Annotated in this window: 26 protein-coding genes and 1 pseudogene; 5 read left to right on the top strand and 22 right to left on the bottom strand. The window is 37.9% G+C overall.

Going from position 1 to position 24863, the window contains the following annotated elements; all coding sequences use genetic code 11:
* Positions 1 to 105 precede the first annotated feature (105 nt).
* The 17 genes from NST97_RS15810 to NST97_RS15730 all read right to left on the bottom strand — a co-directional run bounded on the left by NST97_RS15810 (position 106) and on the right by NST97_RS15730 (position 16006).
* The gene (locus NST97_RS15810) at positions 106 to 858 is read right to left on the bottom strand and encodes an SDR family NAD(P)-dependent oxidoreductase (RefSeq protein ID WP_066246911.1); all 753 of its coding nucleotides are present in this window, start codon (positions 856 to 858) and stop codon (positions 106 to 108) included.
* The gene (locus NST97_RS15805) at positions 855 to 1550 is read right to left on the bottom strand and encodes an SDR family NAD(P)-dependent oxidoreductase (RefSeq protein WP_165381940.1); all 696 of its coding nucleotides are present in this window, start codon (positions 1548 to 1550) and stop codon (positions 855 to 857) included. Before NST97_RS15805 ends, NST97_RS15810 begins: the two co-directional genes overlap by 4 nt.
* A gap of 21 nt (positions 1551 to 1571) precedes the next feature.
* Positions 1572 to 2597: a zinc-dependent dehydrogenase gene (locus NST97_RS15800; protein ID WP_341343434.1), complete on the bottom strand. Its 1026-nt coding sequence runs from the start codon at positions 2595 to 2597 to the stop codon at positions 1572 to 1574.
* 14 nt (positions 2598 to 2611) lie between these two features.
* The gene (locus NST97_RS15795) at positions 2612 to 3040 is read right to left on the bottom strand and encodes a hypothetical protein (RefSeq protein ID WP_341343433.1); all 429 of its coding nucleotides are present in this window, start codon (positions 3038 to 3040) and stop codon (positions 2612 to 2614) included.
* A 716-nt stretch (positions 3041 to 3756) separates the two neighbouring features.
* Positions 3757 to 4041, bottom strand: coding sequence for a PTS sugar transporter subunit IIB (locus NST97_RS15790; protein WP_066246917.1), 285 nt, complete (start codon positions 4039 to 4041; stop codon positions 3757 to 3759).
* 25 nt (positions 4042 to 4066) lie between these two features.
* Positions 4067 to 5452 carry a PTS galactitol transporter subunit IIC gene (locus NST97_RS15785; RefSeq protein ID WP_066246919.1) on the bottom strand — a complete coding sequence of 462 codons (1386 nt, stop codon included), beginning with the start codon at positions 5450 to 5452 and terminating at the stop codon, positions 4067 to 4069.
* A 54-nt stretch (positions 5453 to 5506) separates the two neighbouring features.
* The gene (locus tag NST97_RS15780; protein ID WP_066246921.1) at positions 5507 to 5974 is read right to left on the bottom strand and encodes a PTS sugar transporter subunit IIA; all 468 of its coding nucleotides are present in this window, start codon (positions 5972 to 5974) and stop codon (positions 5507 to 5509) included.
* A 228-nt stretch (positions 5975 to 6202) separates the two neighbouring features.
* On the bottom strand, positions 6203 to 7585 hold the full coding sequence (gene lpdA / locus NST97_RS15775) for a dihydrolipoyl dehydrogenase (protein WP_341343432.1): 1383 nt from the start codon (positions 7583 to 7585) through the stop codon (positions 6203 to 6205).
* Positions 7586 to 7599: 14 nt separating this feature from the next.
* On the bottom strand, positions 7600 to 8931 hold the full coding sequence (locus NST97_RS15770; RefSeq protein WP_066246925.1) for a dihydrolipoamide acetyltransferase family protein: 1332 nt from the start codon (positions 8929 to 8931) through the stop codon (positions 7600 to 7602).
* A gap of 16 nt (positions 8932 to 8947) precedes the next feature.
* Positions 8948 to 9931 carry an alpha-ketoacid dehydrogenase subunit beta gene (locus NST97_RS15765; protein ID WP_339198665.1) on the bottom strand — a complete coding sequence of 328 codons (984 nt, stop codon included), beginning with the start codon at positions 9929 to 9931 and terminating at the stop codon, positions 8948 to 8950.
* A gap of 20 nt (positions 9932 to 9951) precedes the next feature.
* Positions 9952 to 10932 (bottom strand): pyruvate dehydrogenase (acetyl-transferring) E1 component subunit alpha, encoded by a 981-nt coding sequence (gene pdhA / locus NST97_RS15760; RefSeq protein WP_341343431.1) that lies wholly within the window; start codon positions 10930 to 10932, stop codon positions 9952 to 9954.
* A gap of 345 nt (positions 10933 to 11277) precedes the next feature.
* Positions 11278 to 12180, bottom strand: a complete 903-nt coding sequence (locus tag NST97_RS15755) for a sugar-binding transcriptional regulator (RefSeq protein ID WP_339194163.1) — start codon at positions 12178 to 12180, stop codon at positions 11278 to 11280.
* 89 nt (positions 12181 to 12269) lie between these two features.
* Positions 12270 to 12629, bottom strand: a complete 360-nt coding sequence (locus NST97_RS15750) for a PTS glucitol/sorbitol transporter subunit IIA (protein WP_063386335.1) — start codon at positions 12627 to 12629, stop codon at positions 12270 to 12272.
* A 28-nt stretch (positions 12630 to 12657) separates the two neighbouring features.
* Entirely contained in the window at positions 12658 to 13692 is a 1035-nt protein-coding gene (gene srlE / locus NST97_RS15745; RefSeq protein WP_327848374.1) for a PTS glucitol/sorbitol transporter subunit IIB, read from the bottom strand.
* A gap of 51 nt (positions 13693 to 13743) precedes the next feature.
* On the bottom strand, positions 13744 to 14271 hold the full coding sequence (gene srlA / locus NST97_RS15740; protein WP_066246929.1) for a PTS glucitol/sorbitol transporter subunit IIC: 528 nt from the start codon (positions 14269 to 14271) through the stop codon (positions 13744 to 13746).
* A gap of 25 nt (positions 14272 to 14296) precedes the next feature.
* Positions 14297 to 14722, bottom strand: a complete 426-nt coding sequence (locus NST97_RS15735; protein ID WP_339198660.1) for a transcriptional regulator GutM — start codon at positions 14720 to 14722, stop codon at positions 14297 to 14299.
* A gap of 36 nt (positions 14723 to 14758) precedes the next feature.
* Positions 14759 to 16006 (bottom strand): NAD(P)H-dependent oxidoreductase, encoded by a 1248-nt coding sequence (locus NST97_RS15730; RefSeq protein ID WP_340789546.1) that lies wholly within the window; start codon positions 16004 to 16006, stop codon positions 14759 to 14761.
* 333 nt (positions 16007 to 16339) lie between these two features.
* Here NST97_RS15730 and NST97_RS15725 point away from each other — a divergent pair, with 333 nt between their 5' ends.
* The 5 genes and pseudogenes from NST97_RS15725 to NST97_RS15715 all read left to right on the top strand — a co-directional run bounded on the left by NST97_RS15725 (position 16340) and on the right by NST97_RS15715 (position 18827).
* On the top strand, positions 16340 to 16687 hold the full coding sequence (locus NST97_RS15725) for a hypothetical protein (protein WP_063386339.1): 348 nt from the start codon (positions 16340 to 16342) through the stop codon (positions 16685 to 16687).
* Between the two features lie 741 nt (positions 16688 to 17428).
* The gene (locus NST97_RS19370; RefSeq protein ID WP_144597273.1) at positions 17429 to 17545 is read left to right on the top strand and encodes a transposase family protein; all 117 of its coding nucleotides are present in this window, start codon (positions 17429 to 17431) and stop codon (positions 17543 to 17545) included.
* 174 nt (positions 17546 to 17719) lie between these two features.
* Positions 17720 to 18034, top strand: coding sequence for a transposase (locus NST97_RS19365; RefSeq protein WP_144597200.1), 315 nt, complete (start codon positions 17720 to 17722; stop codon positions 18032 to 18034).
* A gap of 202 nt (positions 18035 to 18236) precedes the next feature.
* Positions 18237 to 18392 (top strand): annotated as a pseudogene (locus NST97_RS15720) (transposase); the annotation flags it as partial.
* A gap of 87 nt (positions 18393 to 18479) precedes the next feature.
* Complete coding sequence (locus NST97_RS15715) at positions 18480 to 18827, top strand: helix-turn-helix domain-containing protein (RefSeq protein ID WP_094246424.1); 348 nt, start codon at positions 18480 to 18482, stop codon at positions 18825 to 18827.
* Between the two features lie 229 nt (positions 18828 to 19056).
* Here NST97_RS15715 and NST97_RS15710 read toward each other — a convergent pair whose 3' ends face one another.
* The 5 genes from NST97_RS15710 to NST97_RS15690 all read right to left on the bottom strand — a co-directional run bounded on the left by NST97_RS15710 (position 19057) and on the right by NST97_RS15690 (position 24723).
* The gene (locus NST97_RS15710; protein WP_144597198.1) at positions 19057 to 19689 is read right to left on the bottom strand and encodes an LPXTG cell wall anchor domain-containing protein; all 633 of its coding nucleotides are present in this window, start codon (positions 19687 to 19689) and stop codon (positions 19057 to 19059) included.
* Positions 19690 to 19701: 12 nt separating this feature from the next.
* Positions 19702 to 20289: a signal peptidase I SipW gene (gene sipW / locus NST97_RS15705; RefSeq protein WP_094245061.1), complete on the bottom strand. Its 588-nt coding sequence runs from the start codon at positions 20287 to 20289 to the stop codon at positions 19702 to 19704.
* 63 nt (positions 20290 to 20352) lie between these two features.
* Complete coding sequence (tapA, locus tag NST97_RS15700; RefSeq protein ID WP_144597196.1) at positions 20353 to 21222, bottom strand: amyloid fiber anchoring/assembly protein TapA; 870 nt, start codon at positions 21220 to 21222, stop codon at positions 20353 to 20355.
* Positions 21223 to 21288: 66 nt separating this feature from the next.
* Positions 21289 to 21873, bottom strand: coding sequence for a CalY family protein (locus NST97_RS15695; protein ID WP_094245059.1), 585 nt, complete (start codon positions 21871 to 21873; stop codon positions 21289 to 21291).
* Between the two features lie 423 nt (positions 21874 to 22296).
* Positions 22297 to 24723, bottom strand: a complete 2427-nt coding sequence (locus NST97_RS15690; protein WP_341343430.1) for a PBP1A family penicillin-binding protein — start codon at positions 24721 to 24723, stop codon at positions 22297 to 22299.
* Between the last annotated feature and the right edge of the window lie 140 nt (positions 24724 to 24863).

The following is a 24863-nucleotide window of genomic DNA, read 5'->3' as shown; positions in this document are numbered from 1 at the left end:
ATAAAGTTGCCCCAATACAATATTGACCATTATTTTTAAGATGAAAAAATGGTTCTTGTAAAGCTCAAGAAATAGATGATCAAGTTCAAAACTAATCAAGTGAACTTAACCGCTTTTTGGTCTAAATGTTCTCCCGCCATCTGCAATAATGATTTGTCCATGAATATATGCTGATTCTTCATTAGACAAAAAATTAGTGAGATTTGAAATATCAGAAGGTTTACCTAGTCTGCCTATCGGAATTTCTTTTTTTAGAGTATTTTTGGATCCCTCTGAAGGATACAAGCGGTCAAGCATGTCCGATTCAATTACACGAGGAGCAATCACATTTATGTTAATTCCTTCTTTACCTAGCTCTCCTACTAAAGATCTCATAAATCCAAAAGCACCACCTTTTGAAGCAGCATAATGGATACCTCCGCCTGAACCGGTTATGGCAGAACCAGATCCAATGATTATAATACTACCCCCATTTTTATTTTTCATTAATGGCAACACTGCTTTTGTACTGAAAAAAAGTCCATGTAAATTTACAGCTATTGTTTTTTTCCACGATGCCCAATCAATATTCAAAAAAGAAACTTGTTTCGTAATCCCTGCAGAATAAACAAAAATATCAATCGAATTTAAAGTTTCTTTAACTTTTGTCATCATATTTTGAACGCTTTCCCAGTTCGATACATCTACTTCGAAACTAAAAATGTCATTTGGTCTTCCGCTTTCATTGATTAGTTGATCAAGTGCTTTTTTATTAATATCAGCTACTGCTACTTTTTTTCCCCTTCCGGCAAAGTCTAAAACAATCTGTTTTCCAATGCCCGCCGCTCCTCCAATTACCAATACATTCTCTCTATTCAATGAATATTTTCCTCCTCTCCAAGGAAAATTATTTCGCCTTTTAAATGTGTTGCATATGGAGAGCATAAAAACAAAACTGTGTTTGCAACTGCTTTACTGAGAGAAGACAATGATGTTGATGTTTGAACGATATCAGGAGAAATGCTATTTACACGTATTCCAAATTCACGGAATTCCCTAGACAATCCTTTAGTCATTGAATTTAATGCGCTTTTCGACGCTGCATAATGGGGGCCGATTTCACCGGTGACTGCCGCGGTTGCTGAAATGTTAATAATGTTTCCCTCCCCAATTCTTAGCATGTGTGGAATCACTTCCTTGCTGCATAAGAACGGAATATCAAGGTTGAACTCCAACGTTTCAATCCAATCATTAGGATCTAAATCCTCAATTGTTTCTTTTGACAAAACATGAATATTATTGATTAAAATGTCAATTTTTCCACTATTCTTTGCAATTTTTGAAATAACTTTTTGAACCTCTTCTAGTTTCCTTAAGTCGCCTGAGATGACCTTTGCTGTTCCGCCGAGCGAGGAGATTTCTTTAGAAATTTGCTCAATTTTGTCCTCCTCATTAAAATGATGAATCCATACCTCAGCGCCAGATAAAGCAAGTGCTAAACATATCTCTTTCCCAAAAATAAAATTACTTCCAACCACGATCGCAACTTTATTTTTTAACTTTATTTCCAAAGGATTTTTCACCACCATTTATTACGATTTAATCAATACTTTTAGCACATTCTCTTTAGTACTGTGTGCACATTGAATGGCTTCATTCAGCTGTGATAAATGGAAACGATGTGTGATCATCTTATCCGCTTCTACAACACCCATCTTAAGTAGTTGTAATGCTTTATCGTAATTATATGGATTGGATGAATAGGAGCCAACAAGTTTAATTTCGTCTTGAAAAAACCTATCCGCCCGTAATGGGACAAGGTCCCTCTTAAACGGAGCAAATACTAATATTGTCCCACCTTTGCCTACACATTCCATTGCTTCCGTCAACAGATGATTAACACCAGCTGAAATAATAACTACATCTGCCCCTTGGCCATCTGTTATTTCCATTATTCTGTCCCTCACATGTTCATTCTTGCTATTTATGATATAGTCCGCACCAAATTCTAATGATTTGTTTAACCGAAATGGGTTAATATCACTTACGATTACTCTGTCAGCTAAGAAATATTTTGCCAATTGAATTTGAATGCACCCTATTTGACCTGCCCCCATTATAAAAACTGTATCTCCAGGATTTAATGCAATGGACTCAAATCCATGCAAACAACAAGCAACTGGTTCTACAAAAGCTCCTGTTTCAAAGCTCATAGCAGATGGCAATTTTCCCATTGTATGTTTTACATGAACAGCAGAGACTCGAATATATTCTGAAAAACCACCAGGATCTAGATTTGTTGCTTTAAACTGAGTACATAAACTGTAATTTCCTCTATTACAATAATGACAGGTGAAGCATGGTACATGATGGGCAACAAAAACACGATCTCCTTCTTCAAATTGTGTAACATTTTTACCAACTTGTACAATTTCCCCTGCTACTTCATGCCCTAATACTGTATTAGGCGGTACAGTTCCATCGACTACTTTATGAATATCAGTTCCACATACACCACATACCTTCATTTTTAATAGAATTTCATTTTCACCTATTTGAGGAATTGGTCTTTCTTCATACCTTATATCCTCCCTATCATAAAAGACAGCAGCTTTCATATTGATCTCCTCCACTAAAGTACGCGAGCACCTCTATTTATTAATTCACTTAATAATTCAGAGTAACCGTCCATTTTATATGAAATCCAATATCTTCCGCCAAATATTCGCTGGTTACCTATGCGAATGTATATTTGGCCAGCAAAATCATATTTTTTTATTTTCATTTCATTTTTAACTTCACTCCAATCATATTTATGCTGTCTGCCAAATCCTTCAAATAAAATTCCTTCTTTCGTTACCGTGATAGAAGAAGGAAATTGTAAACCAATAACGGAGGATAATATTAAAAAAGGCATAACAATGATTAATAGTTTATATAATTCATTATGTTCATCAATAAGATAGCCATATATCCCATAACCAAACAAACCAACCATTAAAATCAAAGGAACAAAATTTTTACTGCAAACCATCCATTTACTATACCTATACTTTTTCATAACAACCTCCGAATTGAATCGAGTAGGAGGGAGCGATTAACTCCCGTCCTCTCACACCACCGTACGTACGGTTCCGTATACGGCGGTTCAATTAAGATAATTGACGCAAGTCTTTATAACTTCCGTGAATAGCTGTTCTCTTTATGCCAGTGGTCACTCCACCCTCCAAGAGATCTCCCACGGGATTCACCGCTTCCTCCCTCAAGTGAGGTACTACGTTTTCTGTGTTCATCATGACTCACTGAATGCCAAGGGCTATTCTCTCTTAATTGTTCGGTCCTTCTTAGTTGTTCTAGACCAACTAATACTATGACCTCTGCTGACTTCTGACTGTTCAGCTACTTATCACTAAGTAGGTTATGAAGCGTACTTCACATATCCGCCAGACCTCCCCGGGTAAGAGTGTAATCTTTCCTTCCATCCATCTGCTTCATTTACTCTGTATCACCTTCGGCAGAAAGGGCTTTGTTTTGTCTTGCAAACTCACCCAGTGATACCTAGCCTCATATGAAGTTCGTGTTCCTCAGACCGGAAGTTTGCCGCTCGCTTCCTTCAGATTCCGCGTCACCACGGACACCCTTGCGTTAAGCTAACTGCTACTTCTGCCTTCGCAGCTCGGGACTTTCACCCTATAGATTACACCCATGCCGGGCGCACAAGAAGAGTTAGATTTCTTTTTAAGGAATTTGAAATCTAACTCTTTTTCCAGATACATGTTACTTGTTTAAATATTCAATAATTTTGTTAATATCATCATCAATCCCAACACCCGTTAAAAAAGAGACAGTCTGAATAACTGGCACATCCCCAACATTACTTACTGGTGTTGTCGTAACGATTACATCAGCATTTTCAGCTTTTACAGGCACTTCTGCAGCCTTGCATTGTTCAACAGCTACATTGAATCCTTTATTTTTTAAAACTTCTTCAATCTTTTTGGCTACTACAGTAGAAGTGGCAACAGCTGTTCCGCAACATACTAAAATTTTTTTCTGTGCCAAATTTATTCCTCCCTCATATTTTTTGCTATTCTATATTTTTATTATTCTCTTCCAAGATTCCCATTTCCTTTGCGAATTGCTTTTTGATATCATTTCTCACCCAATACCAAATCAACCCATATAGTACTGCGCATATAATTGCAGCAATAAAATAAGGATTTGTTGGGTCCAGTAAACGAACGATGATCCAAGGAATAACATGAGATCCTAAATCAATACCAGAAATCAACGAAGCTCCCTCAGGAAAATCAAAACCTACTGCTCTTCCCATTGTTGTTGCCAATTCCGCTAAATTCGTTGCTATAAAAAGAACAATCATGATCGTAATGATAGCATTAATTAATCCCCTAACAATATTTCCTCTAGCTGCTGCTACAGCCCAAATGACGGTAAAAGGCAGAACCGCTAAATCTGTAAATGGTAACATTTGATTGTATGGAAGAATCACGGCCAAAAGAATCGTTATAGGAACCATAATTAAAGCTACTGCCATATTTGCTGGATTACCAATTACAATAGCAGCATCTAATCCAATATATACGTTTTTTCCAGGAAATTTTTTATTAATGTAATCTCTTGCGCCTTCAGAGATAGGGATCAGCCCTTCCATAAGGAGGGATACCATCCGAGGCAAAAGAACTAACACAGCTGCCATTTGTACGCCAAGTGTTAAAATTCCCTTTAAATCGTAGCCTCCAAGGATACTAATTAGCATTCCTAAAATTAGCCCCATCATCAACGGTTCCCCAAATATTCCAAATCTTTTACTTAAAGTTTCAGGATCTGCATGAATTTTGTTAATTCCCGGTATTTTGTCCAATATTCTATTTGTTGCGTAAGTGATTGGGGCAAAATTGACCGTTTCCGAGTGTGCTAAAGACACGCCTTTTAAGCCAAAATGGTGTTCAACAGCTGGTGCTGTCCAGTCGGCTAGTTTTAATGTAATCGCAGAAACCACTAAACCTACAAACAATGCAAGTATCATATTGTCATAAGCATAATAAGTAACAGAAGCTGCAAAAATTAAATGCCAAAAGTTCCAAATATCAACATTTAAAGTTTTAGTAAAATTAATCGACAATAAAATAACATTTAAAATTAGTACTAAAGGAATCATAAGTGGAGCGACTGGAGTACCAAATGAAATAGCTGCACCTATCGGCCAGCCAACATCTAAAATTCCCAACTCCAAACCAAGTTTTTTGACCATTGCCTCTGTAGCTGGACCTAATGAATTAGTTAAAAGAGTAATGACAAGGTTTACTCCAACAAAACCAATTCCAATTGTCAAAGCAGCCCGAAATGATTTTTTAAATCCTTGTTTTAAAATCAATCCGAAAATTGTCATTATGATAGGCAACATGATGGATGGTCCTAAATCAAGAATAAAATCAACAGCTTGTTTAATCATTTCACCCACCCCCTGTAATAAATAAGGTATTTAAAACGCTTACATTTTAAAATATTAAAAATTAAATTTATTATCTAATATTTTGTATATTTCAGCTTTTTCCCTGGCATTTTTTAATTTAAACATTTCATCATTATTTTGAAACATTTCCATCAATTTTTCTAACATTGTTAGCTGCTTATTAGGATCTTTAATTGCTAGTATAAAAACTATTTCTACTTCTACAGATTGAGATGGATTTCCCATCATTTGAAAAGTCACAGGTTCACGAAGAACTGCAACACCAACAGTTGGAATGTTAACATGTTCGGGATCCGTATGTGGAATCGCTACCCCCATATTTTCAAGAGGTAAACCAGTAGAATATACTTTTTCCCTACTTAAAACAGCTTTAAGAAACGATTCCTTCACATAATTCTTTTTTTTCATTTTTTCAAACATATAAGTAATTACATCTTCATTCGTTTTTTTATCGACATCCAAGCAAATGATATCTTCATCTAGATGTACAAACTTCTCCATAAAACCATCTCCCTATTGCTTTATAAGGAAAGACAATCATTTGGAATTCTCATCTCCTTTCCAAAAGTTCTTTAATATTACATTTGTTAATAATATTTTAAATTGTTAGAATTATCGAGTCAATACTTTTTAATTAAATTAGAAAAAATAAGAGCTTATTTACAAATTTGTTTTACTAAATGTTAATTAGTATAACAATTGTAAATAAGCCCTTTTTACATCACGCTATTATTTTTTACTTTTGTCTATAATGTTTCTTGCGACGTCAAAAAACGATTCAGATATGGTTGGGTGAGGGTGGATCATATTGGCCAGTTCTTCTACAGTGCCTTCCAGGGATATGAAAGAGGAAGCTTCTGAAATCATTTCGGTCACGTGAGGGCCAACCATTGTGACTCCAATTATTTCTCCATATTTTTCATCATACACTATTTTTATAAATCCTGATGTGTCGCCAGAAACAAGCGCTTTTCCATTTCCGGCAAGATCAAATCTTTCAGCCTTTACTTGCAGCCCTTTGCGCTCGGCCTCCTCTTCTGTCAAGCCAACACTAGCTACTTCTGGAAGCGTAAAAATGCACCTGGGAACAACTTTTTCATCCATTTTCCGTTCACAGCCTGCTGCGTTCGATGCGGCAACAATTCCTTCCATATATGCCGCATGCGCCAGCTGATATCCTCCTATGACATCGCCGACAGCATAAATATTCGGATAGCTCGTTTCCATTTTTTCGTTCACTTTAATAAAAGACCCGTTTTGTTCTAGCTTTACTGCCTGAACGGCAGATAAATTAGGTTTTCTTCCAACGCTTACTAAAAGCGCCTCCCCTTCTACCGATACCGATTCGCCTTTTTCATTTAGACATTCGACAATGGTTTTGTCTCCGTTTTGTTTCACGCTTGTTACTTTCGCATCTGTTAAAATTTGGACTCCTTTTTTCTGCAGCGATTTAGCAAGCGCTTTGGAGGCGTCAGCATCTTCAGTTGGAATAATCCGTCCGCCCATTTCAATGATCGTTACATTTGTTTTTAGACTGGAAAAAATAGTAGCTAACTCCACCCCAATGACTCCGCCGCCAATTATGGTTAGGGAGCTTGGTATTTTTTCAATATCAAAAATGGTATCGCTTGTATAAAAAGACGCAGAGTCCAGTCCATCTATTGGGGGAACGGAAGGAGATGAACCGGTTGCCACAATAATTTTGTCTGTTTGAACACGTTCCTCTTTTTTATCCGAAACTACTTTTACAATATTTCCTTCTTCTACAAAGCCTTCTGCCTCATATACATCAATTTTTCCTTGCTTTAACAAAAACATAACACCGTTTCTGAGACGGGAGATGACTTCGTCTTTGCGCTTTTTCATTTTGTCTAATGAAATCGTGATGTTGTCCGTTTGAATTCCCCATTCTCTTGATAATTCAATTGCCTCAATAATTTCAGCGTTTTTCAACCATGTTTTGGAAGGGATGCAGCCTCTATTTAAACATGTGCCGCCCAAAAAATCTTTTTCGACTAGCATTACTTTTTTTCCAAACCGAGCTGCATGAAGTGCTGCCATGTAGCCTCCTGGTCCACCGCCAATTACTGCAATATCATACGATTTTGTCAAATTGAGCCCCCTCCTTATAAGATCATTTCATACGGGTTTTCAAGAATGCGTTTTACTTCAGCCAAAAATTCTGCAGCAGGTGCTCCATCTATTACACGGTGATCAAAAGACAGGCTGACTGTCATCATCGGCCGAATGACGATTTCCCCGTTGACTACTACAGGTTTTTCTTGGGTTCTACCAACACCTAAAATGGCTATTTCCGGCTGATTAATAATCGGTGTAAATACATCTATCGGATACATGCCGAGATTGCTGATCGTAAAGGTAGAGCCTTTAAGCTCGTCAGGCCGGAGTTTTTGTTCCCTTGCACGTTTGCTTAAATCTTTTGCTTCTGCACAAATAGCGGCCAATCCTTTCTGCTCAACTTGTTTAATTACCGGCACCATTAAACCGTCTTTTACCGCAACTGCCACTCCAACATTAACTTCATTTTTATAAATGATTTCATCATGCTCCAAATGAACGTTCACTTCAGGGAATCGTGATAAAGCTGTACCGACTGCTTTGATAATAATGTCTGTATAAGTTAAACGGAATCCAGTTTGTTTTTCGACAACCGGAAGAAGCGCTGTTCTCATTTCGATTGCTTTTGTCATATCAATATCGCTGGCCAATGTAACATGTGGAGCAGTAAATGCGCTTTGCACCATTCTGTCGGCAACCACTTTCCGCAATCCGGATAGTTTCTTCCGGACTTCAGGCTGCTGAGCTTTCTGACTTGATGCTTGAATGGCGTTGATAACATCCTGTTTCATCACCTTGCCTCCTGCACCTGAGCCTTGAAGCGCCTTCAAGTCTATATTCTCATGCTCTGCAATTTTTCTTGCTAGCGGCGATGCTTTCGGTTGTGCCTTTTCTGTTTCTAAATATTGCTTCACATCTTTAAGGTGTATGCGTCCTTTTGGCCCGCTTCCTACAATGTTTCGAAGATCCACTTGCGCTTCTTTTGCTAAACGTCTTGCGGCAGGTGTGGCTCGTACTTTACCATTCTCATTGCTTTTTACTTCGACAGCGTCTTCGTTTGTTTCAGACTGTTCAGTCTTTTCAACGGATTGTTCGTTTGATTCCTCTGATAAAGCCGGCGGCTCGTCAGGAACCTTTTCCCCCGGTTCGCCGATATATCCGATCACTTGATTGACCGGAATTTGGTCATCCGGTTGGAAATATTTTTTCAACAATATTCCTCTGTCATATGCCTCAACTTCAATATTGATTTTATCGGTCATTATCTCAAATAACGGTTCGCCGATATCAACGGACTCTCCCTCTTCTTTAAACCATTGAAGGAGTGTCCCGACTTCCATCGTACTGCTCAGCTTCGGCATAAAAATTTCTTTTGCCATCGGTTCTCCCCCCTTTTTATTTAAATTGAACCGTTTCTTTTACTGCTTTTATAATATCCGGTACTTGCGGGACAGCTGCTTTTTCCAAATTCGGATTATAAGGAATAGGGACAGGCAGCCCGCCAAGGCGTTTAATTGGGGCATCAAGGTAATCGAAGGCTTCGCTCTCTGCAATGACACTTGCGATTTCCCCGCCATATCCTCCACGTTTTACAGCTTCATGAACGACTACGACTCTTCCTGTCTTTTTCACAGATTCGACGATCGTTTCTTCATCCAGCGGGACAAGCGTTCTTGGATCGACAATTTCGACGTCAATTCCTTCTTTTTCAAGCTCTTTTGCCGCTTCTAATGCTTTATGCACCATAATCGCTGTTGCAACAATCGTCACATCTTTGCCTTCCCGTTTAATATCCGCTTTTCCTAATGGAATCGAGTATTGTTCTTCTGGAACGTGGCTTTTTGTTTTGTAAAGGAGTTTGTGTTCGTAGAAAATAACTGGATTATCATCGTCAATCGCCGCTTTTAATAATCCTTTTGCATCGTAAGCTGTTGACGGCTGTACGACCTTCAGCCCCGGAATGTGCGCCATCCAAGCTTCCAAACTTTGAGAATGCTGGGCAGCTGCGCCTGTACCTGATCCGGCAGGAGTTCTTACAACCATCGGAACTTTCCCTTTCCCTCCAAACATGTACCGGAGCTTTGCAGCTTGGTTCACAAGCTGATCCATAGCGATTGTGATGAAATCTGAAAATTGAAGCTCCAAAATCGGCCGCATGCCTGTCAGTGCTGATCCGATCGCCGCACCAGCGATTGCCGCTTCAGAAATTGGCGTATTTCTCACACGTTCCGGACCAAATTCCTCGATCATCCCCCGCGTGACACCAAATGCACCGCCGTAAACCCCGATATCCTCGCCTAATATATAAACATCTTCATTTTTTCTCATTTCTTGACTCATTGCTTCTCGAACTGCTTCTAAATAAGTGATCTCTCTCATCGCTTTTCCCCTCCTTAAATTTACGCATAAACGTCTTCAAGCAATGTATCAACAGACGGTTCTGGACTGTTTTCCGCAAATTTAACAGCGTCTTCAATTTCCTGGAAAGCTTCTTCTCTCAGCTGTTCAGCCTTTTCTTCTGTTAATACTCCTTTTTCAAGCAAGTACTCTTTAAACCGTTTGATCGGATCTTTTTTTCTCCACTCTTGCTCTTCTTCACGAGTGCGGTATTTTTTGGCATCGCTTTTTGAGTGGCCTTTCCATCGGTATGTTTTTGCTTCAATCAGCACAGGACCTTTCCCTGATCTGGCATGTTCAACCGCTTCATGAACAGTATTCATCACTTCAAGCATGTCGTTCCCATCGATTACTTTTCCTGGAATACCGTATGCTTGTGCACGATCCGCTATATTTTCAATATTGAACATTTCTTTCACAGATCCGCTCATTCCGTATTGGTTGTTCTCGCAAATGAACACAACTGGAAGATCCCAAATGGAAGCAAGGTTTAGCGATTCATGGAAGCTTCCTTCATTTGCTGCACCATCTCCGAAGAAGCACAATACAACATATCCTTCATTTTTCATCTTTGAAGTTAATGCCGCACCGACTGCCAGTGGTATGCCGCCGCCGACAATTCCGTTTGCCCCTAGGTTTCCTTTCTCCACATCTGCAATGTGCATGGAACCGCCTTTCCCTTTACAGTATCCGGTCACTTTGCCAAACAGTTCGGCCATCATTCTATCGACTGTTGCACCTTTAGCAATGCAATGGCCGTGGCCCCTGTGCGTGCTGGTAATTTTATCTTTCTCTTGTAAAACAGCAATGGCTCCGGCTGCTGTTGCTTCTTGTCCTACACAAAGGTGCGTCGTTCCATGAATCATTCCTTTTGCAAAAAATTGGTCGACTTTTTCATCAAAATATCGTATCAGCCACATTTGTTTATACAATTCAACTAATTTTTCATTCGTTATAAATGCTGGAAATGCATGATTGCTCATTTCTTCCACCTCTCCTTTACATTTGTTCTTTATAGTTACTTTTGTAATAAATATAGAGTTTTTTCCGAAAATAGTCAAGGAATATCTATATAAGCTTATTTATTGGAGCCTTTCAAAATAGTGGAAGTACTCAAGCTTCTTTCTTTTGTTTGGTAAACTAAAGATAATCGAGGGGCTGCAACCATGTTTTATGCAAAAAAAATGGCTGCCAATTTGTAGTTATGGCAGCTCAGCTCTTTTAGACAAAATCGAAATCAACCAGAGAAAAACGGTTTATTGTTTTTTACTTGATTTATTTAGGGACTTATCGAACCCCATCTTACACATATGATTAATTTTTTTAGGTCAAAGCATTTCCGCTGTTTTTTCATCTGTAATTAACACATTTATTAACTTCCCTTTTAAAACGGCTTTGATCGCATCGACTTTTTCCAGTCCTGCTGCCACTCCAATAACAAACGGAATTTCTTTTAATTTTTCAATATTAAAAGAAATGATTTTATCATTCCAAATATTTGAAGGGGCACTTCCGTTTTCATCGATAAACTTATAGCAAATATCGCCAACAGCATCGAGTTCATTAAAATATTGTCTATACTTTTTTCCCAGCTCTGATCTCGTAATGGTTGAGTGTTTAGGTGAACCGCCGATTCCTACAAGGATGATATCCGCTTTTTCGGCAAGGTTAAAAATGCTTTGTATAGATGTTTGGGTCATAAACAATTCCTTATCTTTTTTGCTGTCAGCCATCACAGGGGCATGGAGAAGCTTATAATTTGCCTTCAATTTTTCAGCAAACATCGAAACAAGAACATTGGCATGTATATCTACCCGTTCATCCCCCATTCCTCCTACAATCGGAACAAAGGTCGTGGAGGAATAATTAAGGTTAGCTGGCATCTGCTTCGCAACAGAAAGCAATGTCGTGCCAGAAGAAACCCCGACAATTTGTCCGTCTTTCAATATCCTTAATAAATATTTGCTCGCATATTCCCCGATATTTTCCAAATCCGGTCCGTTTCCTAGATTCGGAACGCAAATGACTTCCCGAAGTCCATATTTTTTTTCAATTCTTGCTTCTATATTCATGAGAGGATGATGGGAGCCGTCATGAATTTTAATTTCAACAATTCCCAATTCTCTTGCTTTTGATAAATATTTTGAGATCAGCGACCGGCTTACACCGAACACTTTTGCGATTTCTGATTGTGTAGCTCCTTCCGCATAATACATATGAGAAATTTTCACAAGCAGCCTTCTATCTTCCAATAATTCCCCACTTCTTTCTATAAAATCTAGGTTCGTATTAAATTATAATGGTAACAGAAAGAAAATTGTTATTTTTCAAAGCGAATTTCTTTTCCAACTTCGATATGTGGGAATGTAAAAGGCTCGACAAAAACAGCTCCTGGAAGCACATGTTCATTTGGTTTGGAAAAATAGATCGAAATATGGCCTAATTCCTTTAAATTTTTGTTTGCTGCCGAGCCGACTGCTGTGATGAAATATTCTTGATCGCCCCATATAATTTTTCCGCCCTCAACAAGCGGCTCATCCGACACATCGCCTTCAAATTCATGAATAACAGATACTTCTCTAAGCTCTTGAGGAGCATTAGGTCCAAAGAGAATTAAAACTTTTTCTTCTTCAAATGATGGGACTAGAGTACCGATTTCACGAATAATCGTTTTCGACATCTTATGATCCTCCTTGAAATCCTATTCATTATTGATACATGCCGATGCTTGCGGCATATGCGATTAAAACTGCAAGAACTCCTGTGATTAAACGGCTGTACAATACAGCTGGCACACCGTATTGAATCGTTTCTGGCTTCGCTTCTCCAAGAGACAAACCGACAGGGACAAAATCCGCACCCACTTGGCCATTAATGGCAAATAGAGCCGGCAAAGCAAATTGAGGCGGAATGTTGCCCGCTGCAATTTGGCTTCCAATTAATACCCCAATGACTTGCGCAATAACAGCTCCAGGACCTAACACCGGTGACAGAATCGGGATTGTACATACGATAACGATGACGATCAATCCCCATAAAGAACTGGCAAGAGGAGAAAGAGTATTAGCGATCAAATCACCGATTCCCGTATAATTAATTATACCTATTAACATACTAACAAAAGCCATAAATGGAATAATATTTTTAATCAGCATATCAACAGAATCGCGTCCCGCCTGATAAAAAGTACCAGTTACTTTTCCTATTCCTCTTGAAAACTTCATTAATATATTTTCATTGTTTTCACGGTGTTCCTTTTTTACTTGTTCGTATTGAGCTTTAAATGCTTCCTTATCCTTCACATTGAATTTTGGACTGTCTTCTTGCTGCTCCGTTTCCGAAGCATCCGTCTGAATGTTTTGTTCTTCTGCTTCGTCCGCAAGATAAATATCCTTCACAGTAACACCCGACACAAAAATATCTTCAGTAATATGTTTTGCCAAAGGACCAGAAGGTGAAGACGGGAGAATATCAACGGTTGGGATCCTTTTCATAGGATACAAACCAATTCTGGCTGTTCCGCCGCAGTCAATCACGACACACATCATTTCATCTTCCGGAACTGAATTTTTAAAACCATCTACAGCCTCTGTACCAGTTAATTCGGCTATTCTCGCTGCCACAGGATGGATGCCGCCGCCTGTAATAGATACAACTTTTTGTTTCTTTCCTTTTGGCTCAATGCGCAAACCTTTTCCCCAGCCGCCAGAACCTTTTGCAACAAAAACAGCTCGTTTTGACATATGTTCTCCTCCTCTTTAAAATTTGAACTCGCTTTCATCTTTGTCCAAAATTTAAGATTTCGCTTCCATTCTGCGCGCCAAAAATTTTGTTATATATTCCGTAATAATTCCGCGCAATAAAATAACTACGATCCCTACGAGAAAATAACGGACAGCAAGCTCTGACATAGAATAGCCGGCTTCTTTTATTCCGTTGGCTATTCCTAAATAGACAAATAATTCTCCTGCGTTTGCATACGGGAACAACGCCGTCACCGGATGAACAAACGATACAGCTGAATCATAAAACGCCGGTTTTTGCTTTTCTGGCAAAAAGCGTCCGAACGTATAACACATCGGGTTTGTTAACAGCAATACTGATAATATCGGCATGACAGTATATCGTAACAGCATATACTTCGAAGCAAATTGTATCGCTCTATTAACCCGCTCTTCACCAATAAATTTAATAACTGCATAAGTAAATGTAAGCAAAACAACCAAAGTCGGGATAATGCCTGTAAACATACCCATAAACGTTTCTCCGCCAGCCTGGAACATTCCGATAAAATGTTCACCAATCCATTTCAACCATTCCATCTTTCACTTCTCCTTTCAGCACATTTTATATTGAAAGCTTTTTCTTTGAAATGGAAACGATAGCATTTTCGGCCGCCATTGATAAAGCCGCCAAAAATGAAGGGATTTTCCTCTTCCTTCCTGCAGCATTTTCTGTGAATTCATGGTGATCATCCAAAATTTCAGCTACATGATGGCCAATGTATTTTTCATATTTTTTAAACTTTGAGAAAACTGAAATACCTTTTAGAATATAGCAATCTTCTATAACATAATCTTTGTTCACTACAATCATTGCCATAGCGCCGGGACTAAATTTTCGCCGATTCATGCCTGAGTACAAAAAATACCCTTCTTTGCCTTTGTAATGGCTTACAATTTTGTCGACATATTTTTTATAATGTCTGACTTGTATAATCGTCGCCACATATTGAATGAGCAAAATCATGGATAAAATGATTGCAAGCTTCAAAAAGAATCACCCCCTTTGCGCCGCACAAATGCATTTTTAGTTAGAAAAAAGATGATCTTGAAGAGATCTTAATTTCCAAACGGTTGTAGATGGATCTAACTCGACATCATCTAATGTTAAAAATTGACCTTGTTTAATGGAACGTTTTGCAACAATGTTTCCACTGATTAAACCGATTGGGATGTGTGAATTTTTCTTCATCTCTTGATGAGTTTCAAGCACGCCTCTTACTGAGTAGCCGCCGATGCCATCAATGGCTTCTCCTGCTTGAATATCGCGCTTGGCAACAGCGACTGTTTCTGAAACTGGCGCCCCTAATGGATGAATCGATGTATCGTGTTGCAATACTGCTTTTGCAATCGTAATAGGAGTTTCTAAACTTGCTAGATGATAAGGCCGGTAAAGAACGTAATGAGGGCCTTTGCCAACTTTCAAATATCTTAATTCTGCATCTACAGGTTCTAATTCGCTTTTCACAATGACAAACACGCCCGGTGCTAATCCGTTTACATATTCAACTACTCCGAATTGACTTAAAACACCGCCGTTTTCTTGTAAATTCAACTTGTCGGCAACCGTTTCCAAATTTGCTTCCACGCCGTGCATACCAACTTTATCTGGAATGAGGCCTGTAGCGTTGCTTAATAAATTCATTTCAGCCATTGTTTTTGTGCCGTCTTGGAACGCTGCAAGCATATGGGCGCTCATATGTTTTTGAGCAGCTTCTTCCTTGCATGTATCCGGATTGGCGTTTGGTATGAACGGGTTGTTTTTCCCTTTCCCAGCAACAAGCACTTCAAGACCCATTGTCTTCGCAAACTCATACAGTTCAAGCGTTGCTGCCGGTTCATCTCCCGCAGATCCTGTATAAACTAATCCGGCTGATGTAAACAAATTGTGCATAATTGATCCAATTGTAATATCTACTTCAACGTTAAGCAGTACTAAATGTTTTCTAGATCTTAATGCTTCCAGTGAAATGTTTGCACCAACTTCAGGAACCCCTGTAGCATCTACAATGACTTCTACTTCATCAGATTGAATCACTTTTCGGTAATCACTGCTGACAAGAACAGGATGTTTTTTCGTTAATTTCGATTGATAATAGCTGCTAGCTCTTTCTGCCGCTTCAATATTGACATCACAAATCCCTCTGACTACCATGCCAGGTATGCGTGAGATTTGGGAAATCAGACCGAATCCCATTTGACCTGCACCAACAACACCTACTTTAATTGGCTGGCCGTCACGTTCCCGTGAAAGCAACTCTTGATAAATAGACATGTTTCCAGCTCCTTCTAGGCAATTTTTTGTCGTATGTGCATGTACCCTGTAACATTTGTTACGACTTATAACATTTGTTAATCGTTTGTAATCCTTATTATATTCCAGATGTTTAAAAAGTCAATAAATTCTTGAAAGTATTTTTCAAACTTTTTATACTTTGAAATACATATTAAAATTTGGTTATAATGATTTAAATCGTTGAAGATGTTTTATCAATTGTTGGCATTTAGAAACATTTTTATAGAAGGAAATGAATGCAGCTTTGAATAATATACTTAGTGTAGAGAAGGATTTTGGAGAATTCATCCTTCATAAAAAGAGGTGAAGAACGTGGAAATTAAAGAAATGGAAGCAACGTTATTTTGTATTCATTGCAATGAGGAACAAGATCACATCATTACTTACATTAACGATAAAATTTCAAGGATAGAATGTGCAAACTGCCATCACACAGTTGAAATAAAAATTGATTTATTAAACGAATTTTACCATGAGGTGTATGAAAAAATTGTTCATAAACCGGCTGAGATTACAGAGGAATACCGGAATGACCTCAGTAAATTTTTGCTTTCCCTTCCGATCCGGATCATAAAAAAGCCTTACAGCATTTATAAATATATGAAGCAAACACGAGATGTTTTTAAAACATTTAAAGAGAAGCAAAAACGGAAAAAGTAGCTTTTTTCGGCTTTCCATGCAGTTTAAATCTCCGAATCCCTTAAATGTTTACAGCCTCTTTACCTGGATTTATGCCGATTAATTGCCGGTAGTTAATAAAAAAGCAATACGGCAATTTCAACGAAATTTTTCTCCATTTTCCCCCATTTAGCTTGACGAGCAGAAAACGTTAATTTTGAATTAATAAAAAAGGGGTAGCAGCTTTTAGAAGAGAATATAATAAGTATGAATAGCCAAAGATTTATTCGGCATAAGTAGACATGGTTCGACTTAGTGATGTAAAATGATTCTGAATAGGGGAAACATGTTTTCTAGTCATTTCTTCGGAATGGAGCTTTCCCTTATTAATATTTTGTATTTTCATGCATTTGCAAATGAATTTGATTTAAAATTGGACTTTTACGTTTACTTTTTTTAATTGCGATTATGTTGTTTCTAAATAAAAACAAACATTTGGGTTAAAAGGGTTCTATACCAAATGTTGAGGTAGAAGAAATTTCTTAAAAAATAAAAAAGCATTTACGAAATGCTCTCTTTTATAATGAAAGTGGCAAAACCTCATTAAAAAGGAGACTTCGTAAATGCAAGACTATTTGCATCCCAGAGCTGATTGGATTGGAAAATGTAATGGCGTCAAAGATTGTGGAGACAGATACGCACCTTGAATTTTTCTCGAAACCAAACCTTGTTATCAACATGGCCCTCAATGCTGGAAGAGGCAAGATCCATTCATGATTATGTCTGCAGAAGATTCGAGATATCAAGTTTCGTGGAATGTATGCGTACCTCATTCTGAAAAAGCGTCGTTATAAATGTACATCTTGCGGAAAACGTTTCTTTGAATTATATGCCTTTTAGGGCGTTATCAGCGTCATACGAAATTTGTCCTTCAAGCTCTTCTTATCAAAAGGAGAACGGCCAATTTTAAGGAAGTGTCTAAAGATATTGGATGATGATACTCAACGGTTATTCGATATTTTGACCGTTATGATACTTATGAAAGCCACTCATTACCACGAATTTTAGCCCTTGATGAGATCAAGTGGACAACCGAAAAAGGAACATATCAATGTGTCATTGGTGACCCTCAAGGCTACAAGGTATTGGATGTCATTCAAGACTGAAAGTTGGTCCAAGTTAAAAGATTATTTTCGCTCTTTACCGATTTATCGTATTCAAATGGTAGTCATGGATATGTGGCAACCGTATAAAATTTTGGCCCAACAACTCTTTCAAAATTCGATTATCATCGTGGATCAATTCCATTATGCGCGCCAAAACTTTTGGGCACTCGAACCAAGACAAAGATCGAAACTCGATGAAAAAGTTGCGGTTTCTCTTCCATAAATCGAAAAAAAAGCTCATCACACGTAAACAGGAACTCTCAATATTATTTAGAGTTGCCCCCGATTTAAGGAAAGCTTACCAAGTGATAGAAGTCTTTAAAAAATAGATGACACAAAATAATGAGCGAAATGCAAGGTCAAACTTAGAACTGCTGTATTAAGCTATTGATAAATCGGGACTGAATGAGAAACGAATCTTTAAAAGCTGGGAAAAAGAAATTATCCATTCATTTATTTATCCCTACACCAACGGTTATTTAGAAGGGATTGACAATAAAATTAAAGTGATGAAACGAATTTCTTATGGTATTCGCAACTTTGATCGACTCAGAAATAAGATATTATGCTCACTTATCTAACTTTCATACATATAAAAGAGGTGCTCTTCACATCAAGTACACCCAATAATTGACATAGAACCGTTAAAGGAAGGTGAAATGATCATGATGATTGGTGATCGCATAAAGCAGCTTAGAAAAAACAAAGGTCTTACGCTATCTGAACTGGCTGAACAAGCAGGGGTGGCAAAATCTTATTTAAGTTCTATCGAACGGAATCTTCAATCAAACCCCTCTGTCCATTTCTTGGAAAAAATATCATCCGTTTTAGATGTTCCTGTTAATACATTAATAAATGGGGAAAATGAAGAAAATACGAATGTTCTTGATCCTGAATGGATGTTATTAGTACAGGAAGCAATGAATTCCGGAGTATCGAAAGAAGAATTCCGTCAGTTTTTAGAATTTACAAAAAAATGGAAATTACAGGAAAAGAAAGATCTAAATGTTAACTAAAATTTTTATATTTGTTTAGAAAAATGAACCTCTCTTCGGTTATGATTTTTTTGCTTATATTCCGCAAGGGCGGCAGAATATTTTAATACATTGCGACAGAATATTCCTTCCATGGAAGTAAGATCAGAACGACATGATGGGCACAACCATTTTCTTTCAGAGCAGCTGCTATATGAAAAACGCAGACAATTAGGACAATATTTTTTGTACACCGCTTCCTCCAAGCGCTTCATAACTCATGAAGCTGATCTTTATGTTTATTTCGTTTTTGAAAGAAAAAAATGGCTCCCATCGCGAAAAACATTATCCCAACAAGAATAAATGCATAAAAGTTTGTCGCAGTATTTGGCAAAAGTAAACCTTCATTATTCCCGCTGCCATACGTTTGAATACTGCCTAAAGAAGAATTTGCCTGAAAAACAATTTTAAAAGAAGTTTCTAACCCTTGATATTCATTTCCTAACTGTTCAGGAAATGTGATTAAAAATGTCAACTGGTCTTCTTTGGAACTTTGGATATTTCGCGGTGTAAAACCTTTAAAATCTTTTAACAATCCTTTAAACAAAAGATTTTTTTGACCATCTTTAACCTCTAAAGTTAAAGCATCAAATAATTTTTTTGATCCTTTTATATTTTCAATTAAAGTATTATATTGTATATCAGCATTTTCAACATTCTCGATAATGACCGTTCTTTCAGCCCAATCGCCTGGTTTCATGTTTTCTGCTTGAAATAGCATATGGTTTGAATGAAGATTTTTTAAAGCGATACCTATTTGTGTTTCAGCGCTGAAATTTTGAACTTGCATTATGAGCCAGACAAATAAAAAACATATGAAACATCGTCCAATTGATTTGACCATGTATTTCCTCCATTATTGATTTTGAGAATGGTTGAAGTCTTCTTTTGCAGTTGATTGCTTCAAATTTTTATCAATTTCTGCAAGTGCCCGAAAAATGCTGATTAATGAGTAGCTGAACAGAATAATGCCTGGTATGATTAAAAGAATAACGCTTCCTTGTTTAGAATTGGCGAAATTCATAAAATAGCCAATATATGGGATGGTAATGCCTGTATATTTAGCAACAACATTTTTACTTAACACAAGTTCGGAATCTGCTTCCTCATTATTATCCCCTTTTGTCTGGTACATAACTTCATTGCCATTTTTGACAACCTTTATAATTCTATGTGTTACAAACACGTTTTCATCTGCTTGAAATGTAATGATGTCGCCTTCTTTGTATTTTTCCGTTTCTTTTTCAGGTTTTACAACGATCACGGAACCAGTCTGTATACTAGGTTCCATTGATCCTGAAAGAACAATTTTTAATTGATGTCCGAAAAATTTAGGCTCCCCGCCTGAAGCTTTTGACGAAATGACTGTGAATAACATGATGATTAATGAAGCCAGCAGCATGACCGATATCGTGTTGCTGATCCATTTAACAACTTTTTTCATTTTTTTACCCATTCCTTTCGCTTTGCTCAAGACACAAAACGTAATGAAATAATTGTAATCACTTTACTGTAAAGGTGGTTCGTTTTGCTCTAAAGCATTTGAAACTTGTTCTTGTTTTGCTGATTGCTGTTCTTTCAGGTGAATGTCATTTGATTTTGTTTCGGTTTTATTCTGTTCTATTTGTTGCGCTCCATTTTCTTTCATTTCATCTTTTGAATGATTTTCTTGATTCTCATTTTCTTTCATTAACGTTTCGTTGGATTGCTCTTTCTTTACTTCGTTTTCTTTCCCATTATTTTCCCGTATAGGTTCTTCCACTGGAAGTTGTTTTTGTTCTTGTTTCGAATGTTCGGATGGTTGAGCTGCCTTATCTTCATTAAGGTTTTGATCTGAGTCATTCGCAGGTTGATCAAGTTGTTCGTTCTTTTTGCAAATTACTTGAATGTTTTTGCTCCAAACATCATCATTTGTATTCATTAAAACGTTAAATTTATAATTTCCAGGTTTTTCGGCATTGTATGCTAATTGGAATTGACTCTTACTTTTTAATGCTGGAATCTTTCCTTGACTTATTTTTTCTCCATTCATTGGATCTCCTTGAGCAATGAAATATATTTCATAATGCAATGCTTCCGCTAAATCATCCCCTTCATTTTGAGCAACAGAAGATATTCGAACTTTCCCGCACGATTGAATGACCTTGTCTTTATCGTCCACAAAGCGCAGCAGAATGGATTTGTCCTCTTCAGGAATTGTTGCAGCAAGAAAACCGGTTATGGCTACTGTTTTATTAAAACTGGCCCCGGTGTAGGAACTAGCAAAGTTGAATGTTATGAAAAGAAAGTAACAAATTGCGACGATTTTGAACATTATTATCAAATGCATTTTCTTTTGCCCAAATTTTTTTACTCGTGAGTACCGAATTTCTCTCACCACCGTTTCAACTTTTAGCAATCAAGGGAAGTTGGCAGTTCCCCGCCTTCTCCCCTATATTGATAGCTATCTTGCTTCACCTGCTTCTTGCTTCGCGTCAAATTTCCAAGTTAGTTTTAAAGAATCGCCTTGGAAACGATTTTGATCTTGATTGTTGTCTACAAAGACGAATTTAACTTTGAACTTATCCGTTTCATTTGGATCTAAACCGCCAATATTCCACCAGAGCCATTCATCCTGCACTAAATCCGGCTTTAGATTTTTAAGCTGTGCCAACGTTTTTTCATAAACAATAACTTCCTTATTGCTCACATTCTTTAAAATTTGCACCTTAATATGATTGCCGAAATCATCGCCGTTATTGTCATTTTTCGCATCCGTTACAGTATAATCTGTCTCAAGAAGAACTTTAGAAATACCCAAACTTCCGCTGTTCTTTAATGTGAATTCACGCTCCATCCAATCCCCAGGCTTTAAGTTGTTGACATTAATAATTGTTTGCGGATCAAGAGTTAAATCTAATGTACCTGCTGCAAATGTGTTATTGGAGGTTTCAACATCATTAAAGTAGGCATATGTACCTCCCCCGATTAAAGATAAACCTAAAGCCGCAGTTGCTACACCCATTCCCAACTTTTGTTTAATACCCATTTTTTAAATCCTCCTCATAAGAAATATAATTAAGACTGCGTTCTTTATAACGAACACAACTTAAATATAATTGAACTCTATCATGTTGTAAACCCCTTTTTTAAAAATATTTTTATTTTTTTTACAAATAAATCGTTCTTTATAATGAATTGTTAGAATAATGCAGTTATCTCTTGAATAAAACTATTAAATTAGAAGTATATCAGTAAAAGGTTATTTACTAATTTTTAAGGCTCATTTCCCATTCTGATAATCAAACAATTCAAGAAAAGGATTATAAACGCAGCTTGCGATCTAACTTTCATACGAGGCGCGCTGCAAGGGCACCTCAATAATTCACGTAGAATCTATAAAAAAATAGCAGCACAAACCATGGACGTGGTCTGCACTACTATTGTTAGTATGTTTTTTCAACCCTTTTGTTTATGGACTGCCGTTATCCGTTGATTGCTTTTCAGATTGTGATTTTCCGTTCGGATTGGTTGTGCCAGCTCCTTTTCCTGGACCATTATTACTGCTTGATCCACTGTCATTCCCGTTGCTATTCGAGCCGCCGTTTCCACTATTATTTGATCCGTCAGTTCCGTTATTTCCTCCTGATGGTTTTTGGCCGTTTCCTTGGTCGCTGCCGTTGTTAGCTGGCGGTTGTGGCTGCGGCTGTTCATTGGCAGGAGGCTGATTTGGCTGCTCTATCTCATTATCTTCAGGCTGCTCTTTGTTGTCCTCAGAATTTTCTTGCTGCTCTTTATCCATGTCATTTTGATTGTTCTCTTCTTTTGGCTCCTGATTTTCCTCTTCTTGTTTTTGCTCCTGTTCATTATCTTTTACTTGATCCTGTTTTTGATCCTCTTTTTTATCCTTTTCTTTTTGTTTTGGAATTGCTGGGATTGGAGTTCCCCTTACAAATAATTCAGTTCGGCCGCCAACCACTCTTTCGACGACGCTGTCCGGTTTTTCAAAATCAGGTGTTTCTATTTTTTCAGAAACGTGAGACATGATTTCTTTAAAAATAAGTCTTGAAATCTTCGCCTTCTCGTTTGTCACATACGTTTCCTGAGTCGTCTGGTCGTATCCCGTCCAAACCGCAGCCGCATAACGAGTCGTGTAGCCGACAAACCAGGCATCAGATGTTCCATCTCCTCGTATATTTTCCGGCAAGTTGGTTGTTCCTGTTTTTCCTGCTAGTGGAAGTCCTGGGATGTTCGCCAGTCGCCCTGTTCCTTCTTTCACGACGGTTTTCAACATATCGGTCATCATGTAGGCGGTATAGTCGCTCATCGCCTTCACCGGTTTGGAAGAAAGATCGATTTCTTTACCGTTTGGATACACTACTTTCCTTACCGTAAAAGGCTTATGATAAACGCCCTCATTTCCAAAAGCGGCATACGCCCCAGCCAATTGAAGCGGGGACACACCTTTATTAAAGCCTCCGATCGCATATGAAGGATAGATCTGATCGAGCGGGATTCCGAGTTTTTCCGCAAATTCTTTTGCCCGGTCTTCCCCTACCTCCAAAAATGCTTTTACAGCCGGTATATTGTAAGACCATTGTAACGCTTTTCGCATCGATATACTGCCGCGATATTGACCGTCCCAGTTTTTGATTTCTTTGCCATGGATGGTGAGCGGCTCGTCAATGAACTGTTTATATGTAGACCATTTGAAATGTTCGATTCCCGGGCCGTAATCCAAGATCGGCTTAATCGTCGAACCTGGCTGTCTTTTCGTTTGTGTTGCGTAGTTAAAACCTCTTTGTACTTCTTGATCTGAGTTGCGGTTTCCGCCAATTGCCCTGACGGCGCCAGTCTGTGTATCAAGTAGCACGACTCCTGCCCGGAACTGATCGTCTGGATAATAAATGTATTGATCAGTTGTCAGCACTTTTTCTGTAAATTTTTGAGCATCCGGATCAAGGGTTGTATAAATTTTTAAACCGCCCGTATAGATATCCTTTTCCGATATTCCGGCATCAACTATATCTTTGATGACTTGATCGATAAACGCTTGATATTTCGGCCCTTCTTTTTTCTTCTTTAATAATTTCTCAACCGGGATCGCTTTCGCATCTTGCTCTTCTTTTTCGGTAATAAAGCCATACTTCCTCATTAACGACAATACTATATTTCTTCTTTTTTCAGCTAAATCCGGATTTTTAAATGGATCGTATTCGCTCGGTCTTTGCGGCAGCCCCGCCAACAGCGCCGCTTCACTAATCGTCAGCTTTTTCACGGATTTGTTAAAATATGTTTCTGCCGCTGTCGCAACCCCGTATGCTCCTTGACCGAAATACACTTTATTTAAATACATTTCAAGAATTTCTTCTTTTGAGTAGCGTCGTTCCAACTGAACAGCCAAGTAAGCTTCTTGTATTTTTCGCTTGAGCGTTTTTTCAGGCGTTAAGAATGAATTTTTGACTACCTGCTGGGTAATCGTACTTCCGCCTTCAGCGCCGAATCCTTCTTTTACATTCGCAACGGTTGCACCTGCGATTCGTTTAAAATCGATTCCATTATGCTCAAAAAACCGCACATCTTCTGTTGCGATAAACGCATTTTGTACATTTTTCGGTATATTTTCGATTTTGATGATTTTCCGATGTTCGCTTCCTGAAATATCTCGCACTTTTTCATTATACATATCATAAACGGTTGAGGATAACGGATCTTTCAGTAATTTCGGGTCTAGTGCAGGGGCGCTTATAATGTAAGACAATACCACGATACCGCCCGCAGTCATCATTACGATAATCGCAAGCATAAAGGCTGTCATGATTTTTATGAGCAGAGATTTTTTAGAAGCTGATTTCTTTTTTTGACGTTTCTCCATACGCGTCTGATATTGATCTCCCATTTCCGTCTCCTCCTAACCTGTATAGAAGGTAATCTATAAATAATACACGATTAAGATTATACGGATGACGAGAAGATTTTTGTGGTGGAATTTGTCGGCAACAGACAATTTTTTTTACAAAAAAATTATAACACTTATTT

It is taken from the genome of Aeribacillus sp. FSL K6-1305, assembly GCF_038050115.1.
GTDB lineage: Bacteria > Bacillota > Bacilli > Bacillales > Aeribacillaceae > Aeribacillus > Aeribacillus composti.
This window is presented reverse-complemented; position numbering and strand designations above follow the sequence as displayed.